This window comes from Streptomyces sp. NPDC025793, assembly GCF_055558375.1.
In genome coordinates this window covers 215453-232353 of sequence record NZ_JBVHMR010000007.1, presented here as the reverse complement: position 1 = coordinate 232353, position 16901 = coordinate 215453, and the positions used below count along the sequence as shown (strand labels likewise).

Annotated in this window: 15 protein-coding genes; 5 read left to right on the top strand and 10 right to left on the bottom strand. The window is 72.8% G+C overall.

What is annotated here, in order from left to right; genetic code table 11:
- Positions 1-72: 72 nt before the first annotated feature.
- The 9 genes from ACZ4MF_RS16915 to ACZ4MF_RS16875 form a co-directional block, all read right to left on the bottom strand.
- Positions 73-1461, bottom strand: a complete 1389-nt coding sequence (locus ACZ4MF_RS16915; RefSeq protein WP_467492760.1) for a hypothetical protein — start codon at positions 1459-1461, stop codon at positions 73-75.
- Positions 1452-3191, bottom strand: a complete 1740-nt coding sequence (locus ACZ4MF_RS16910) for a DUF3492 domain-containing protein (RefSeq protein WP_467492759.1) — start codon at positions 3189-3191, stop codon at positions 1452-1454. The genes ACZ4MF_RS16915 and ACZ4MF_RS16910 overlap by 10 nt, the downstream gene beginning before the upstream one ends.
- Before the next feature lie 201 nt (positions 3192-3392).
- Positions 3393-4985, bottom strand: coding sequence for a dipeptide ABC transporter ATP-binding protein (locus tag ACZ4MF_RS16905; protein WP_467492758.1), 1593 nt, complete (start codon positions 4983-4985; stop codon positions 3393-3395).
- Positions 4982-5980, bottom strand: coding sequence for an ABC transporter permease (locus ACZ4MF_RS16900; protein ID WP_467492757.1), 999 nt, complete (start codon positions 5978-5980; stop codon positions 4982-4984). Before ACZ4MF_RS16900 ends, ACZ4MF_RS16905 begins: the two co-directional genes overlap by 4 nt.
- Positions 5977-7035: an ABC transporter permease gene (locus ACZ4MF_RS16895; RefSeq protein WP_467492756.1), complete on the bottom strand. Its 1059-nt coding sequence runs from the start codon at positions 7033-7035 to the stop codon at positions 5977-5979. The genes ACZ4MF_RS16900 and ACZ4MF_RS16895 overlap by 4 nt, the downstream gene beginning before the upstream one ends.
- A gap of 4 nt (positions 7036-7039) precedes the next feature.
- Entirely contained in the window at positions 7040-8758 is a 1719-nt protein-coding gene (locus ACZ4MF_RS16890; RefSeq protein WP_467492755.1) for an ABC transporter substrate-binding protein, read from the bottom strand.
- Between the two features lie 191 nt (positions 8759-8949).
- A complete protein-coding gene (locus tag ACZ4MF_RS16885) occupies positions 8950-9045 on the bottom strand; it encodes an Ms4533A family Cys-rich leader peptide (protein WP_467492754.1) in 96 nt (31 codons plus the stop codon).
- Between the two features lie 56 nt (positions 9046-9101).
- Positions 9102-10577, bottom strand: coding sequence for a DUF3152 domain-containing protein (locus ACZ4MF_RS16880; RefSeq protein ID WP_467492753.1), 1476 nt, complete (start codon positions 10575-10577; stop codon positions 9102-9104).
- A gap of 7 nt (positions 10578-10584) precedes the next feature.
- Positions 10585-11628: an alpha/beta fold hydrolase gene (locus ACZ4MF_RS16875; protein ID WP_467492752.1), complete on the bottom strand. Its 1044-nt coding sequence runs from the start codon at positions 11626-11628 to the stop codon at positions 10585-10587.
- Positions 11629-11797: 169 nt separating this feature from the next.
- Here ACZ4MF_RS16875 and ACZ4MF_RS16870 point away from each other — a divergent pair, with 169 nt between their 5' ends.
- The 4 genes from ACZ4MF_RS16870 (at position 11798) to ACZ4MF_RS16855 (ending at position 13622) form a co-directional block, all read left to right on the top strand.
- Positions 11798-12022, top strand: coding sequence for a hypothetical protein (locus ACZ4MF_RS16870; RefSeq protein ID WP_467492751.1), 225 nt, complete (start codon positions 11798-11800; stop codon positions 12020-12022).
- A gap of 156 nt (positions 12023-12178) precedes the next feature.
- Complete coding sequence (locus tag ACZ4MF_RS16865; protein WP_071372924.1) at positions 12179-12820, top strand: TetR/AcrR family transcriptional regulator; 642 nt, start codon at positions 12179-12181, stop codon at positions 12818-12820.
- A gap of 134 nt (positions 12821-12954) precedes the next feature.
- The gene (locus ACZ4MF_RS16860) at positions 12955-13179 is read left to right on the top strand and encodes a DUF3107 domain-containing protein (protein WP_071372925.1); all 225 of its coding nucleotides are present in this window, start codon (positions 12955-12957) and stop codon (positions 13177-13179) included.
- 176 nt (positions 13180-13355) lie between these two features.
- Positions 13356-13622: a hypothetical protein gene (locus ACZ4MF_RS16855; protein WP_467492750.1), complete on the top strand. Its 267-nt coding sequence runs from the start codon at positions 13356-13358 to the stop codon at positions 13620-13622.
- A gap of 95 nt (positions 13623-13717) precedes the next feature.
- On the opposite strand, the gene ACZ4MF_RS16850 is transcribed toward ACZ4MF_RS16855, so the two are convergent.
- Positions 13718-14455: a ferritin-like fold-containing protein gene (locus ACZ4MF_RS16850; RefSeq protein WP_356029060.1), complete on the bottom strand. Its 738-nt coding sequence runs from the start codon at positions 14453-14455 to the stop codon at positions 13718-13720.
- Positions 14456-14960: 505 nt separating this feature from the next.
- Here ACZ4MF_RS16850 and ACZ4MF_RS16845 point away from each other — a divergent pair.
- The coding region (locus ACZ4MF_RS16845; RefSeq protein ID WP_467492749.1) for a DEAD/DEAH box helicase at positions 14961-16901 on the top strand (1941 nt) is incomplete at its 3' end.

Here is a 16901-nt window from a genome sequence, read left to right as displayed (position 1 = left end):
TGGTCTTCTCCTTCGAAGGGATGGCGCGGGTGCCCGCGGCGGTGGGCCGTGGCGGAAGGTTCACTCGGGGGCTCAATCGGGAGCCCCCGTGGGCGCGTGGGCCGAGGCCCGTGTGAGGGTGCGGCCGGCGTGGAACAGCAGGGCCAGGGCCGCGGCGCCGCAGGCGAGGGCCGGGACGGCGGCCGGGCCGCAGGCGTTCACGAGGGCCCGGACCGGGGCCGCCAGGACGGCGCAGCCGGGCAGCCGGCCGACCAGCGGCAGGGCGAGGGCCGTCGCCTCGGCCGCGGCGGCGACGCCCAGCGCGAGGGCCGGGGCGCGTCGGTGACGGTGTACGGCGAGCAGGCGGGCGAGCAGCAGCAGGGCGCCCAGGGTGAGGGCCTGCGCGTAGGCCGCGGGCTGGCGCAGGACCGTGCCGCACAGCAGGAGCAGCGCGGTGAGCACGCCGAGGAAGAGCGTGAACGTGCCGAACAGCAGGGGCCGGGCGGTGGCCGTGAAGTCCTCCAGGCCCCGGCTGTCGGCCAGCCTGCGGCGGGCGCCCGCGCCGAGCAGGTGGGCGCACCAGGCCCCCGGGGCGCACGCCAGCGTGAGGGCCAGGGTGGGTGCCACGGCCGTGGGCCAGGGGGCGTCCGGGGCGCCGGTCGGGAGGGCGTCGGGGCCGCCGGTCAGGACGGCGCCCAGCAGCCCGTCGCCGAAGAGGACGTACCCGAGCAGCCAGACGGTCCACGCGCGCGTGGCGCTCATCGTGTGCCACGTGCGTGTGCCGGGCGGCCCCGCGAGCGGGCCGCGGCGCAGTACGGCGCGCGCGGCGAGGCAGAGGGCGAGGAACCCTGCGACGGCGACGAGGAGACGCGGGTGCCCGTGGGTGAGGCGCAGTCCGGCCGTGGTGGCCGCGCCCAGGACGCCCGGAAGCAGGGTGAGCAGCACCCAGTCGGCGCGGACGCGGGGTACGGGCAGGGGTGCGGCTCCGGGTGCCGCCTCGCCGCTGCTGCGCGGCACGCGCGCGTACAGTTCCTCGGCCAGCGAGAAGACGTCTCGGTGCCGGAAGCGGGCGGCGGTCCGGTCGGTGATGCCGTGTGCCTCCAGCCCGGCGGCGATCTCCAGCGGGTCCACGGCCCGCTCGCACAGCTCACGGTGCCGGTGCAGCAGGGCCTTCACCGGGTCGGCGGCGCCACGCCGGGGCGCCGGGCGCGCCGTCGAGGCGGCGGCGGATCCGCTCGCGGAGGACGCGGGCACGGGCACGGAGGGCACGGGCGCACGCGTGGGCTCCGACGTCGTGGACACGCGCGCGGAGGCCGTCGGCTCCTCCGGGGACGTCCTCGCGCTCCGGAGCCACTCCCCCGCCCCCGAGTCCCATGGTTCCGCGCCACTCGGCATGCCGGGCAGGTCCGTGCCGCTCGGTCCCTCGCCGGTGGGCCCGCCCCCGCCGCCGTAACCGTCGTCCTGTAGGTCGATCACGCCCATCCCGCCCCCTCCGCAGCCGCCAGTGGTGTCGCGCGTACCGGCGTGGTCGTGGCCCAGCCGGGGGTGGTCCGGGGCAGGGAGCGGGCCGTGGGGCCGGTCCAGCGGCCGGGGACGTGGGACTCGGCGGGGGCGGCGAACGGCAGTGGCTCGCCGGACGCGTCGAGAAGGACGCGGCGTACCGGGCAGTGCGAAACGATCTGCAGGTAAATGCCGTGAAATGCCGCGATGTTCTGCTCGACGGTGAACAGTTCGAGCGCGCGGGCGCGCGCGGCGGCGCCGAGGCGCACACGGCGTTCGGGGTCGCGCAGCAGTGCCACGCACGCTTCGGCGAGCGCCCGCGGATTGCGCGGGGGCACGACGAGCCCCGTGCCGCCGATGACCTCGACCACCGCGCCGACGTCCGTGGACACCGTGGCCCGGGCGCAGAGCATGGCCTCCACGAGGCTGATGGGGAAGCCCTCGATCACACTGGACAGCACGACGACCGCGCCGGCGGCGTACGCGTCGGGCAGGGCCGGGGCCTCGGGGCCGCCGATCTCCTCGAAGGAGACCGGATTGTCGCCGACGGCGTGCGCGCCCTCGGCCTCGTCCGGGAAGAGCTGGGCGGCGAGCGCCCGGCAGTGGCCGAGGTAGGCCGCGCCCTCGGGCCCGCAGGGCGCCCCGACGATCCTGAGCCGCGCCTTGGGCTCCTCCTTGCGGACCTCGGCGAAGGCGTGCAGCAGCGAGATCAGGTCCTTGGCCGGTTCGACGCGCCCGACCCAGACCAGGGTGTCCGGATCGGCGCGGTCGGTGGCCTCGCCGACCTCCGCGAAGCGGGTGGCGTCCATGCCGGGGTGGACCGTGCGGATCCTGGCCCGGTCGGCGCCGCACCGTTCCTGCCAGCGGCGGGCGTGGGCGTTGCCGGGGGTGAGGATCTCGGCGCGACGGTAGACCTCGGCGGCGAGCCGGCCGTGGAAGGCGCCGAGGAGCGCGCGTACGGCGGGGGCGGCGGCGTCGGGGCCGAGGCCGAGGTAGTGCGAGCGGAGCTGCACGCCGTACTCCGTGACGAGCAGTGGTACGCCGCAGAAGTGCCGGGCGAGCAGGCCGGGCAGGGCGGCGGGGCCGCCGGCGGTGGCGTGGCAGAGGTCCACCGCGCCGAGACCGTCGTCGCCGTACCAGTCGAGAGTGAGGGGGCGCAGGGCGCGTTCGAGGTGCGCGGTGACGGTGAGCAGATCGGGAACGCGCGCCTGGCGCGCCGTGCGCAGGGCGCCGGGGGCGCGGCAGGCGCGTTCCAGGGCGCGTACGGCGGTGTCGGAGCGTAGGGCCCCGACCAGGCCGCCCTCCTCTCGGGCGAGTTCGGCGAGCCCGTACAGCGCACTGCCGAAACGGTCCGCCAGATCGGCGGACGTGCCCGCGGATTCACCGGACCCGGCCCCGGACGGACCGTCGGGTCCCGGGGCGGCTCCGGCGCACACGGCCCCGACCAGGTCCCCATAGCACTCGGCGAAGCGCCGACGCGCGCGCCGCCCGTGGGTGGCCGCGTCGTCGGCCGTCCACAGCGGCGCCGTACGCACCCTGCCCACCTGCGGCGGGAGCGGGACCCAGCCCTCGTCCTCCTGCTGCCGGCTGCGGCTGAGCGCGTAGAGGTCGAACTCGTGCTGTTCGAGCCCGCGTACGAGCCGGTCGCACCAGAGTCCGGCGTCACCGCTCACATACGGATAGCCACCCTCCGTAACCAGTCCGATGCGCACGTGTGCACCCCCGATCTCCCGTCTCGGGAGCCGCCGTTGTCCCGGCGGCTCGCAGCGGGACGAACGTAAGGGGACAAGGCGGTGGCGCGACGGACGGTTGTCCATCGCGCCACCAAAAGGGGTGAACGGTCGTAACTTTCGCGTGCGGGTAGCGTTCTGTCGCGCTAAGGACTCAGTGCGTCATCACCCGTGCACGAAACGTTACGCCGCGGCCGGTTCGCGGCGGGCCGCGCGCCGCTGGGCCGCCAGTTCCGGGTCGAGCGCGGGTACGGCCGCCAGGAGTTGCCGGGTGTACGGCTCGCGCGGGTTGTCGTACACCTCGTCGGCGGGCCCGTACTCGACGACCCTGCCGCGGCGCATGACCGCGACCCGGTCGCTGACCTGCCGTACGACGGCGAGGTCGTGCGCGATGAAGACCAGCGCGAGGCCGAGTTCCCGCTGCAACGCGCCGAGCAGCTCGACCACCTGGGCCTGCGTGGTCACGTCGAGCGCGGAGACGGGCTCGTCGCAGACGATGACGCGCGGGTCGGCGGCGAGCGCCCGGGCGATGCCGATGCGCTGACGCTGGCCGCCGCTGAACTCGTGCGGGTAGCGGTCGCAGTGCGCCCTTTCGAGCCCCACGCGCTCCAGCAGTTCCGCCACGCGCCCCCGGATGCGCTCCTCATCCCGCTCGCCACGCGCGCGGAGCGGGTCGGCGATGGACGCGCCCACGCTGCGGCGGGGGTTGAGCGAGGAGACCGGGTCCTGGAAGACCATCTGGACGGCCGGGTTCACCGTGGTATGCGGACGGCCCTCGTAGCGGATCGCGCCGGCGGTCGGCTCCAGCAGCCCGACCAGCATCCGGCCGAGCGTCGTCTTGCCGCTGCCGCTCTCGCCGACCACGCCGAGGGTCTCGCCGCGGCGCACGGTCACCGAGACATCGTCCACGGCCGCCTGCGCCCGCTTGCCGCGCCCGAACTCGCGCCGCAGCCCGGTGGCCTCCAGCACGACCTCGTCGGTGGCCTCGGAGCCGGCGCGGCGCGCGCCCACGCGCGGGACGGCGTCGAGCAGTTCGCGCGTGTACGCCTGGACGGGCGCCGCGAGGACGGTGCCGACGGGACCGTGCTCGACGGCCCGGCCGCGGCGCATGACGAGGATGTCGTCCACGCTCTCGGCGGCGACACCCACGTCGTGCGTGACGAGCAGCAGGCCCATGCCGGTCTCCTCGCGCAGCGTGTGCAGCAGATCGAGGATCTGGGCCTGGACGGTGACGTCGAGGGCCGTGGTCGGCTCGTCGGCGATCAGCAGGTCCGGCTCGCAGGCGAGGGCCATGGCGATCAGGGCGCGCTGGCGCATGCCGCCGCTGAACTCGTGCGGACGGGACCGGGACCGGCGTGCCGCGTCCGGAATTCCCACCCGCTCCAGCACCTCGACGGCACGCGCGCGTGCGGCGCGTCGCGACACGCGCGTGTGCACGCGGTACACCTCGGCGATCTGGTCGCCGATGGCGTAGTACGGGTCGAGCGAGGACAGCGGGTCCTGGAAGACCATGGCGGCCTTCGCCCCGCGCAGCCGCCGCAACTCCTCGTCCGTGGCCTCCTGTACGTCCGTGCCGGCCACGCGGACCGACCCCGCGACCCGCGCCCCGGTGCCCCGGTGCAGGCCCAGCAGGGCGCCCGCAACCGTGGACTTGCCGGAACCGGACTCTCCGACGAGGGCCAGCGCGGCGCCCTTCGCCAGGCTGAAGGAGAGCCCGTCCACGGCCCGCAGCGAGCCGAACTCGACGGTCAGGTCCGTCACTTCCACCAGGCTCATGCGAGCACCACCCGTCGGTCGGCCACCGCGTACAGCACGTCCGCGACGGCATTGGCGAGCACCACGAAGAAACCGACGACCAGGACCATGCCGACGACCACCGGCAGGTCCACGACCTTCACCGCGTGCACCAGTTCCTGGCCGATGCCGGGCAGGCCGAACAGGGTCTCGGTGAGGACGGCGCCGCCGACGGCCGAGCCGAACGTCACCGCGTTGAGCGCGATGACGGACGCGGTCGCGCCGCGCAGTGCGTGCCGGGCGATCACCGCCCGCTCGCCGACGCCGTACGCGCGAAACGTGCGGATGTGGTCCTCGGCCAGCGTCTCCAGCATCGCCGCCCGGGTCAGCCGGGCGAATCCCGCCGCCTCGATGAGGGCGAGGGAGAGCCAGGGCAGCAGCAGGTTCCACGCCCACTGCTCCGGGTCGTCGGTGAAGTTCACGTACTCCGGGAAGGGCAGCAGCTGGAGCTGGCCGCAGACGACGACCATCAGCACCAGGCCGATGACGAACACGGGCGTGGCCGTGCCCGCCAGCGTGAGCGCGGTCAGGACACGCTCGCTGAGCCGGCCGCGCCGCCAGGCGGAGAGCACGCCGGTGCCGACGCCGAGCAGCAGCCAGATCACCATCGCGCCGAGCACCAGCGAGAAGCTCACCGGCAGCCTGGTCAGGATGATGTCGGTGACCTGCTGGTCGTTCTGGTACGACTCCCCGAGGCAGGGCGCCGCGCAGTGCTCCACGCCGGTGCCGGTCGAGAAGTCCTGGCCCGCGAGTATGCCCTGGAGGAAGTGCCAGTAGCGCACGTACAGCGGGTCGTCGAGGCGCAGTTGCTGGGCCACCTGGTGGACCTGCTCCGGGGAGCAGCGCGGGCCGCAGGTGATCTGGGCGACGTTGCCGGGGGTGACGTAGAAGACGACGTAGATGATCACCGAGAGCGCGAACAGGGTGACCACGGCGCCGATGACGCGGCGCAGGACGAATCCGGTGAGGCCGTTCATGCCCGGTCCTCCTTCTGCGCGGCGGCCGCGTTCGCCGTGTCCGGCGCCGGTACGGCCTTGTCCGCGCGGGCCTCCCGCCTGCGGCCGGTGCCGATACGCAGGCGCGAGGCCGCGCGCGGGTCGAGGGCGACACGCACGCCGTCGCCGAGGGCGGTCAGCGCGACCACGGTCACGAACAGGGCGGCGGCGGGCAGCAGCAGGTACTGCGGCGCGGCCTGGTACCAGACGTCGGCGGAGGTGAGCATCTGCCCCCAGGACGGCGTCGGCGGCTTCACGCCGACGCCGAGGAAGGACAGGGCCGCCTCGGCGCTGATGTTCAGCGGGATCAGCAGCGCCGCGTACGTGATGACGGGCGCGGCGAGGCCCGGGAGGAGTTCGCGTACGGCCGTGCGCCGGGTGCTCCAGCCGCTGAGCCGGGACGCGGCGACGTAGTCGAGGTTCTTCAGGGTGAGGGTCTGGGCGCGCACCATCTTCGCCGTGGTGCTCCAGCCGGAGACCAGGGAGATGATCAGCGCGACGAGGACGGGCCGCGGGAAGCCGTTCGGGACGATGGCGAGCAGCGCGAGCGCCATGATCATCAGCGGCATCGAGACGAAGATGTCCGTGATCCGGCTCAGGACCAGGTCGACCCAGCGGTTGCCGAGGCCTGAGGCCACGCCCATGGCGACGCCGAGGACGATCTGGAGCACGGTGGCGGCCAGCGCGACGCCCAGGGACACCTGCGCCCCGTAGACGAGCCGGGCGAACATGTCGCGTCCGGTCTGCGGTTCGACGCCCAGCCAGTGGTCGGCGCCGATGCCGCCGAGGGAGCCGATGGGCACGCCTCCGCGCGCGGAGTCGATCAGCGACGGGTGGTACGTGGTGGGGTCCTGGCCCTCCAGGGCGGTGAGCAGCGGCGCGGCGAGCGCGACCAGGACGAGCAGCGCGACGACGGCCGCCGCGACCAGGGCGGCGCGCTGCCCTCGCAGCCGCCGCCAGAACTGACGGGCCCCCGAGGCCGTCGGGACGGACGTGTCCGCCCCGACGGCCTCGGCGGCGACAAGTGCCTCGCTCACGGCGCTACTTCACCGCGACCTGGGAGATGTCGAGGACGCCGGTCCAGTCGCTGATGACGATGTTCTTGACGTCCTTGCCGTACAGGCGCTTGTAGACCGGGTGGAACAGCGGCACGACGAGGGCCTGCTCGCCGATCTTCTGGTCCAGCGCACCCCATCGCTTGGCGGCCGCGTCAAGGTCGGTCAACTTGTTGATCGCGTCAATCTCGGCATTGACCGACGTGTCGTTGAGCAGGCCCGTGTTGAAGTTCGCGCCGTCCTTGACGATCTGCCGGCCGTCGAAGATCGGGGCGAGGAAGGGACCGCCGGAGGGCCAGTCGGCACCCCAGTGGGCGAGGAAGAAGCCGGGCTCGGTCTTCACGCCGTGGATCGTGTCCCGGTAGTCGTTGTCCTCCCGGCCCTGCAGCTTGACCGTGATGCCGGCCTTCTTGAGCGCGTCCTGGATCGCAGTCGCGATCTCCGGGCTGGTCTCGAAGTCCTTGGCGTTGGAGTGGGTCAGCGTGATGGTGAGGCCGTTCTTGTAACCGGCCTGCGCGAGCAGTTCCTTGGCCTTGGCCGGGTTGCCGGACGCGCCCGCCGGGAACGGGTCGTACGGCGTGTAGCCGAAGGACTTCTGGTCGGGCAGGAAGGTGGTCGCGGACTCGGCCAGGGCGCTGCCGCCGGCCGCGTTGACGACCGAGGAGCGGTCGACGGCGTACGCGATCGCCTGGCGCACCTTGGGGTTGTCGAACGGCTTCACGGTCGGGTTGAACGCGATGTAGTTCGTGTAGCCGAAGTGGCCGGTGCCCACGCGCGCGGCGAGGTCCTTGTCGCCGCTGACCCTGGCCAGTTCGGCCGGGCCGAGGTTGGTGTCCGTGGTGACCGCGGCCGCGTCCGCCCCTTGGGACGCGGACAGCCGCTGGTTGATCACCGAGGAGTCGAGGCCGGAGCGGACGTCGATGGTGTCCGGGTAGGCCTTGCGCTGGTCGTCGACGGCCGTCGACCAGTAGGTGTTGCGTTCGAGGAGGACGTGCTCGCCGTCGTTCTCGTTCTTGACGACCTTGTACGGGCCGGACGAGACCGGGTGCTCCTCGTACTTGGTGCCGGTGTCCTTGCCCTTCGGCACCGGGGCGAACTGCGTCTGCGTGGCGAGGAACGGGAACTCGCCCTCGGGCTTGTCCAGATGGAAGACGATGGTCCGCGCGTCGGGCGTCTCGATCGCGGAGAGCCCCTTCTTGTCCTTGTACGGCCCCTGGTAGTCGGCCGCGCCGATCAGCCAGTCCCGCAGGTAGGGGGCGCCGCCGGACAGCTCGGGGGCGAAGGAGCGCTCGATGCCGTACTTGATGTCGGCCGAGGTGATCGGCGTGCCGTCCTCGTACTTCAGGCCCGTCTTCAGCGTGTACGTCCACACGGTCGCGTCCTTGCTGGGGCGCCCGGTGTCGGTGGCGAGGTCGGGGACGACCTTGGCACCGGCCTGGCCGTTCGCGCGGTTGCGGGTGGTGAGCGTGCGGAAGACCAGGGAGGGGACGTTGCCGCCGCCGGAGGTGTAGAGGCGGGCAGGGTCGAAGTCGGTCTGCGGCTGGGAGTTCAGGACCGTGAGCGTGCCGCCCTTGTGAGGCGTGGAGTCGCCACCGGAGCCCTTGGCATCGCTGTCCTTCGGGCCGCAGGCGGCGACGCCCGCTGCCACGACCAGGCTGACGGATGCCGCTGCCACGCGGCGCGCTATGACGGACGGTTGACGCATCGGAATGACGACCTCTCGGGGAACTGATCGGGCTCTGATCGAGGGTTTCTCGAAGAGTGAGACATGTGGACGAGGAGTGAGACGGCTGCGCGCAGACGTCGGCCCCGGCGTCGGGTCGTCGAAAAGCCCGCGACAGGGTCACGGACGGAAGAGGGAGAAGCGGTCGCGACGCGTACGCCGGGGAGGCGGCGTCAGCGACAGTGGATGTCGGCCACGCAGAGTGCGGTCACACCGAAGAGCGCCAGCTCGATGACGGCGCTCTCATGAACGGTGTGACGGGACCACATGCGCAGAAATATGAACGAACTTGCGACTCATGTCAATGTGACATGAGCAGCGCCCGTCAACTCCCGGGATAGGGCCAGGGGTTGGGCAGACAGTGGATTCCGTCATGATCCAGGAACTTGGTCTGCTGCTGCATGACGGGAGCGAGTTCGCCGTTCTTCTGGCACGTCACATGGCCATAGCCGAGCCGGTGACCGACCTCGTGATTGATCAACATCTGTCGATAGGGGTGAATTTTATCCCCGTATGTCGTGCTGCCCTGCGCCCACCTGTATGCATTGATCATCACTCGTTCGGTAGATGCCGAGTCGCAGGAGACGTTGTCCTCCGTGGTGTCCAGCCCGGACTTGGCACACCAGGCGGCGGTCGTGCCGGGGCTGGCCAGCGTGATCACGAAGTCGGGCTTGCCCGAGGAGATCCGCTCGAAGGTGCGGGCGCCGCCGTGGGCCCAACTGCGGCTGTCGTTCAGGGTCTTCTGCACGGCTTCGGCGAACAGGTTGCCGTCCAGCCCGAGCCCCTGCTCGACGTCGACGCGGTAGGTGTACTTGTGCCCGGTGCCCGGCGCCTTGTCGAACCCGGGTACGGCGTCGAACGTCCCCGAGGCCTTCAGCGTGGCACTGAGCGGGTACGTCCGGTCCATCGCCTGCTCGTACGTCAGCGCCACCGCGCTCGCCGAGGCGGAGGGCGCCGCCCCGCCCGGGGCGTGGGCGTCCTGATCCTGGTCGGCGGCCGACCGCGACTGCGTGGCGCCGTCGTCCGGCCGCCCCTCGGCCACCTGCCCGGCGACGATCACCGCGAGCACCGTGGTGACGGCGGCCGCCGCGACCCCGGTGAAGGCTCGCCCCTTGCCCCCGGAGCGCTGCGCGGGCAGCGCGACAGGGGGTGCGCCGCCGTCATGGGCCTCGGCCTCCACGGCGGTCACCGCGTCCGCCGGCGGCCCGCCGGTGGCGCGCGGCCCACGCGCGCGGGGCGCGAAGACGTCGACGTCCTCCAGGTCCGCACCGCCGGCTCCGGCGTCACGGAAGGCGTCCAGGTACTCCTGCCGAGGCCCGCCCTCCTGCCCCGCCCGCCGCTGCCGCGGAAGTACGGCGCCGGGACCACTGCCGGGACCGGGACCACCACCGGCACCGGCCCGCCCCGCGAACTCGCCCCAGCCGCCGCCCCGTTCCCGCTGTTCGGGATGCCCCCCGCGCGCGGGAGCCCCCTCCCGGAAACCGGGCACGCCGTGGGCAGGGGTGCCCTCGGGCAGCCGGGGAACGCCCCGCGCGGGCGTCCCGTCGGGAAGACGCGGCACACCGCGCACGGGCGTACCGTCGGGCAGCCGGGGCACCCCCTGGGCCGGTGTGCCGTCGGGAAACCGCGGCACTCCCTGCGCCGGCGTGCCGTCCGGCAGTCGCGGCGCCCCGCGCCCGGGCGTGAGCCGCTGCTCGGCCCGTTCCGCCCTCCCGGCGTTCTCCGAGTTCTCCGTGCGCCTCGCGGTAATGTCCGCGGCACCGGCCTTGGGGGCCGGTCCGCGGCGGCTGTGGCGTCCCACGCCGGCCTCAGCTCCCCGCGCCGTGGACGGTGACGTCGTCCCCGGCGGACGCGCGCGTGGCGGCCGTCCCCGAGGCGCCGCCGGCATGGCCGCCGTCGCCGTCGGTCTCGGCCAGGAGTTCCCGGAACGCCGTGGCCACCACCCCCGGGTACTCCATCATCGCCACGTGCCCGGCGTCCGGCAGGGACAGCAGGCGGGAGTCGCGGAAGGAGCGGGCGGCCTTGGCGGCCATGCGGAAGCCGACCAGCTGGTCGCGGCCGCCGTAGACCAGCAGGGTCGGCGCGAGCACACGCTCGGCCTGGCGCCACAGCCCGTGCTGCCCGCCGAGGGTGTAGGCGTCGACGATCCCGCGCGCGGAACGGGCCATCGCGTCCCAGAAGTACGGCAGTTGCAGCCGCCGCTCCAGCTCCTCGACGGCGTCCCGGAACGCCTCGGGCGACACCTGCGAGGGATCGCCGTAACAGAGCGCCATGACCCCGCGCACCCGCTGTTCGGCCGACCACTCCTTGGTCATCCGGGTGAACATCGCGGCGATGCCGGGCACGCCGAGCAGCGCGGTCGGCACCGCCGTGCGCTGGACGCGCAGCTCGGGCAGGGCGGGCGAGACGAGCGTGAGCGTACGGACGAGGTCGGGGCGTACGGCGGCCACGCGCGTGGTGACGGCACCGCCCAGCGAGTTGCCGACGAGGTGGACCGGGCCGCGACCGGCCGCGTCGAGATAGCGGATCACCGCGCGCGCGTGCCCCGTGACGGAGTAGTCGCCGTCGTCCGGGGGTGGGGAGTCGCCGAACCCGGGCAGGTCGAGCGCCTCGCTGTCGACGGCACCGTCCAGCTCGGCCATCAGCTGCGACCAGTTCTGCGAGGAACCGCCGAGCCCGTGGACGTACAGCGCGGGCGGCAGGTCCGCGCGCGCGGGAGGACGGGAACGGATCGACAGGGTGACACCGGGCAGCCCCACGGACCGCAGCCGCTCGCCCTCACCGACCCGTACGGGCGCGACCTTCGGAAGCACGCTTGCGGCCGACACGGACGGCGACTCGGTCGAAGACATGCGGCAATGTTACGAGGCGATCACGCCGAGGCTCGTGTGTTCGCCGTCACAGCGTGCGCCGCACGCGCGCGATGCGGCGTATGGCGTCCGGTTCCGCTCTCTCCTAGGCTCGTACCCAGGGCACCCGCGTGTGCTGCTTCCAGGGACGTTCGTAGGAAGGGAGCCCACCATGGCCTATGACCCCACCGAGCCCGACACGACCGACGAACCGGAGAGCGAGACGGCGGAGCTCGACGTCGAGGCCCCCGAGGTGGACGCCGCCGAACAGCACGCCGACCTCACGCCGGACCGCGACGACCCCCTGACGGAAGTGGACCCGGACCGGGCCGCGAACGTGGCCGATCAACTCGAACAGGCGCACGTGGTCCGAACCGACGAGGACGACTACCGCTGACCTCTGGCGGACTTCTGCCCCGTTCCAGAGGATGATCACGGCTTTCGCCACCGTCCGGTACATGAAATTCTGCGCTCGCACCGCGCACACCACGGTTACCGAAAAGTACGATGGCCGCGCGGCCGACACCGCATGTGGACGACTTTGGGAGGCGGCGTGACAGCCATCGAGCAAACTGAGGCGGCACGCCCGCGTGGCACCCGTCTGCCGCGCCGAGCCCGACGGAACCAGCTCCTGGGCGCCGCCCAGGAGGTTTTCGTCGCACAGGGCTACCACGCGGCCGCGATGGACGACATCGCCGAGCGGGCCGGAGTGAGCAAGCCGGTGCTCTACCAGCACTTCCCGGGCAAGCTCGACCTGTACCTCGCCCTGCTGGACCAGCACTGCGAGGCACTGATCCAGTCCGTGCGCACCGCGCTCGCGTCCACGACGGACAACAAGCAGCGCGTGCGCGCCACCATGGACGCCTATTTCGCGTACGTCGAGGACGACGGCGGCGCCTTCCGGCTGGTCTTCGAGTCGGACCTGACGAACGAGCCCGCCGTGCGCGAGCGCGTCGACAAGGTCACCAACGACTGCGCCGAGGCGATCTGCGAGGTCATCGCCGAGGACACGGGCCTGTCGCGCGCGGAGTCGATGCTGCTCGCCTCCGGCCTCGGCGGTCTGGCCCAGGTCGTGGCCCGCTCCTGGCTGCACAGCGACCGCAGCGTCCCGCGCGACCAGGCCGTACAGCTGCTGGCCTCGCTGGCCTGGCGGGGCATCGCCGGCTTCCCGCTGCACGGCACCGAACACCACTGACCGCCGATTGTTCCCGTCGGCTGTTCGCTGATGGCGTGCCGCCCCGCAGCGTGTACGTCCCCTCACCGGGCTAATGTGTGCTGCGTACGGCGCGGAAGATCGCGCACATCACTGACCGTCGGAGGGACATAGCCGTGGAGGTCAAGATCGGCGTGCAGTACGCGCCCCGCGAGATCGTTCTGGAGAGCGGTCAGAGCGTCGAGGAGGTCGAGCGCCTGGTGAACGACGCGCTGGCCGGAAAGACGCCCCTGCTGAGCCTTCAGGACGAGAAGGGCCGCAAGATCCTGGTGCCGGCGGACCGCCTGGCGTACGTGGAGATCGGCCAGCCCACCGTGCGCAAGGTGGGCTTCGGCGCCTAGTAGGCCGATGCAGTGAGAAGGGCCCGGCGGCAATTCGGCCGCCGGGCCCTTGCTCTGGGGGATTCGCACACAGGTCGGCCACAACTCCCGCACAGCGGAGGGTTGCAGTCCGCAGGTCACGGGTATGACGGGCTACGAGCGTCAAGGCGGAGACCGGCCATGGGAGGGACCCCGACATGATCTTGGAAGCACTCGCGTCCGCAGTGCTCGGTCTCGCCCTGGCCTGGGCGGCGGCACACCGCCTCTCCCACCGGCTCCCGGCCCGTCCGCTGGTGTTCTCGACGGGCGTCGCCGGAGCCCTGTTCGGCGACTTCGTCACCCACACCGCCCTCGGCCCCGGCACCGCCTGGCTGAGTCTGGTGGGCGCCGCCGTCATCTCGGCCGCCTCCCTGTCCCTGCTCCTGCGCCCGGCGGGCAGAATCCGCCGATCAGCGACGGCGTAGGGGTTCGGGGCCGCGCCCCGAAGGGGCGCGGGGAACTGCGCGACCGGCCCCAACGGACCCGCAGCCGCGCAACCCTCCGCACCCCCCCCAAGGCGTTACGCCGCGAGGCCCAGCGCCGCCATCCGCTTCGTGTGCGCCTCCGTGATCCGCGAGAACATCCTGCCGACCTCCGCGAGATCGAACCCGTCGGCGACCCCGCCCACGAGCATCGTCGACAGCGCGTCCCGGTCGGCGACCACCCGCTGGGACTGCGACAGCGCCTCTCCCATCAGCCGCCGCGCCCACAGCGCCAGCCGGCCGCCCACGCGCGGGTCGGCGTCGATGGCGGCCCGCACCTTCTCCACCGCGAACCCGGCGTGCCCGGTGTCGTCGAGGACGGCGAGGACCAGCTCGCGGGTGTCGGAGTCGAGCCTTGCTGCGACCTCCCGGTAGAAGTCGCTCGCGATCGAGTCGCCGACGTACGCCTTGACCAGGCCCTCCAGCCAGTCCGACGGCGCGGTCTGCCGGTGGAAGCCGTCCAGGGCCGCGACGAACGGGTCCATGGCGGCCGTCGGCTCCTCGCCGATCTCGGTCAGCCGGTCCCGCAGCCGCTCGAAGTGGTGGAACTCGGCCGAGGCCATCTTCGCCAGCTCCGCCTTGTCCGAGAGGGTCGGCGCCAGCTTGGCGTCCTCCGCGAGCCGCTCGAACGCCGCCAGCTCCCCGTACGCGAGCGCGCCGAGCAGATCCACGACGGCCGCGCGGTACTGCGGGTCGGCGGAGGCCTGCGCCCAGTCCTGGGCAGCGATGCCCGTGGGTGCGACGGAGTCCTTCTCAGGCTTGTCAGAGCTAGTCATGAGCCGCACAATAGCCCGCTCGCGCCACCCCGGAAGTGCCCGGCCGATCAGTGTGACCACGACTACGTGACCAAATCGGCCATCGCGTGTGCGTCAATCCGGGGTATGGTGGTAATGCGCCTGCTGAGTGCGTTGACAGTATTCGACGTGCTCCGACAGGTCGCACGCATGAGGATGCCCGGTCGGTGGCCCGATCGGCTCCGACCCGACAGCCCTCCCTGGCCGTACGGCTCAGTACGTACGACGACCGGAGGGACACCCTCAGCGGTACGAGCGCTAGAGCGTCGGCAGAGGTCCCGTGTCTTACGGCTTGCCCGAGTGGTTCGCCCGTACGGCTAGCCGACGTCCCCGGCACGGTCAGACATGACCCCCGCGCTCGCCTCGCACCGCACCACACAGAAGAGGCAGCACCCTGACTACGACGTTTCGTGAACTCGGAATCCTTCCCGAGACCGCCGAGGCCCTGGAAGCCGTCGGCATCATCAACCCCTTCCCCATCCAGGAGATGACGCTCCCCGTCGCCCTTTCCGGCACGGACGTCATCGGCCAGGCCAAGACCGGCACCGGCAAGACGCTGGGCTTCGGTCTCCCGCTCCTGGAGCGCGTCACCGTCCCCGCCGACGTCGAGGCCGGGCGCGCCGCCCCCGAGGCCCTCACCGAGGCCCCGCAGGCCCTCGTCGTCGTCCCCACGCGCGAGCTGTGCACCCAGGTCACCAACGACCTGCTGACGGCCGGCAAGGTCCGTAACGTGCGCGTGACGGCGATCTACGGCGGCCGGGCCTACGAGCCGCAGGTCGAGGCACTGAAGAAGGGCGTCGACGTGGTCGTCGGCACCCCGGGCCGGCTGCTCGACCTCGCGGGCCAGAAGAAGCTCGACCTGAAGCACATCAAGTCGCTGGTCCTCGACGAGGCCGACGAGATGCTCGACCTGGGCTTCCTGCCCGACGTCGAGAAGATCATCGACATGCTGCCGGCCAAGCGCCAGACCATGCTGTTCTCGGCCACCATGCCGGGCGCGGTCATCGGCCTGGCCCGCCGCTACATGTCCCGGCCCACGCACATCCGCGCCACCGCGCCGGACGACGAGGGCGCGACGGTCGCGAACATCAAGCAGTTCGTGTACCGCGGTCACTCCATGGACAAGCCGGAGATGATCGCCCGCATCCTGCAGGCCGAGGGCCGCGGACTGGCGATGATCTTCTGCCGTACGAAGCGCACGGCCGCCGACATCGCCGAGCAGTTGCAGCGCCGCGGGTTCGCCTCCGGCGCGGTCCACGGCGACCTCGGCCAGGGCGCCCGTGAGCAGGCGCTGCGCGCCTTCCGCAACGGCAAGGTCGACGTCCTGGTCTGCACCGACGTCGCCGCGCGCGGTATCGACGTCGAGGGCGTGACCCACGTCATCAACTACCAGTCCCCCGAGGACGAGAAGACGTACCTGCACCGCGTCGGCCGTACGGGCCGCGCGGGCGCCAAGGGTACGGCGATCACGTTCGTCGACTGGGACGACATCCCGCGCTGGCAGCTGATCAACAAGGCGCTGGAGCTGGACTTCAACGACCCGGTGGAGACGTACTCGACGTCCCCGCACCTGTTCTCCGACCTCGACATCCCGGCGGGCACGAAGGGCATCCTGCCGCGCTCGGAGCGGACGCGTGCCGGTCTGGACGCGGAGGAGCTGGAGGACCTGGGCGAGACCGGTGGCCGCGGTGCGCGCGGTCGCGGTGGCCGGGGTGACCGTGGTGACCGTGGTGACCGTGGTGAGCGCAACGGCCGTGGTGGCCGCGGCGGTTCGGACGCCGCTGCCGCCCCGGAGGCCGAGCGCGAGCGTCCGTCCCGTACGCCGCGTCGCCGCCGCCGTACCCGCGGTGGCACCCCGTTGGACGCCACGGGCAGCACCCCCGCCGCCACGACGGCGCCGGCCGCCGAGTCCGGCCCGACGGAGGAGGCCCAGACGGCGCCCCGCGCGCTGCGTCGCCGCCGCCGTACGCGCGGCGGAGCGGCGGGCCAGCCGGTGGCGGCCGCCGAGAGCCTGGCCGAGTCCGCCGTCGTGGCCGACGCGGTGACGGCTCCGGCCGCGCCGCAGGCCCCGGAAGCGGATGAGAAGCCGCGCCGCCGCCGGACCCGCAAGTCGGCGGAGCCGACGGTGCCGGCGCCTGCCGCCGAGCCCGTGGCCGAGACGCTCGTGGCGGTGACCGAGACCGTGTCCGCGTCCGAGCCGGTGACCGTGGAGACCCCGGAGGCCGAGGCCAAGCCGCGCCGCCGGACCCGCAAGACGGCTGCCGCGGAGCAGGCCGTCACCACGGCCGAGCCCGCCGAGACCGCGGCCGAGCCCGCGGCCAAGCCGCGCCGCACGCGGAAGACGGCCGCCGCCGCCGAGGCCGCGGTGGACACCGCCGAGGCCACGGAGACCAAGCCGCGCCGCACCCGCAAGACGGCAGCCGCCGCC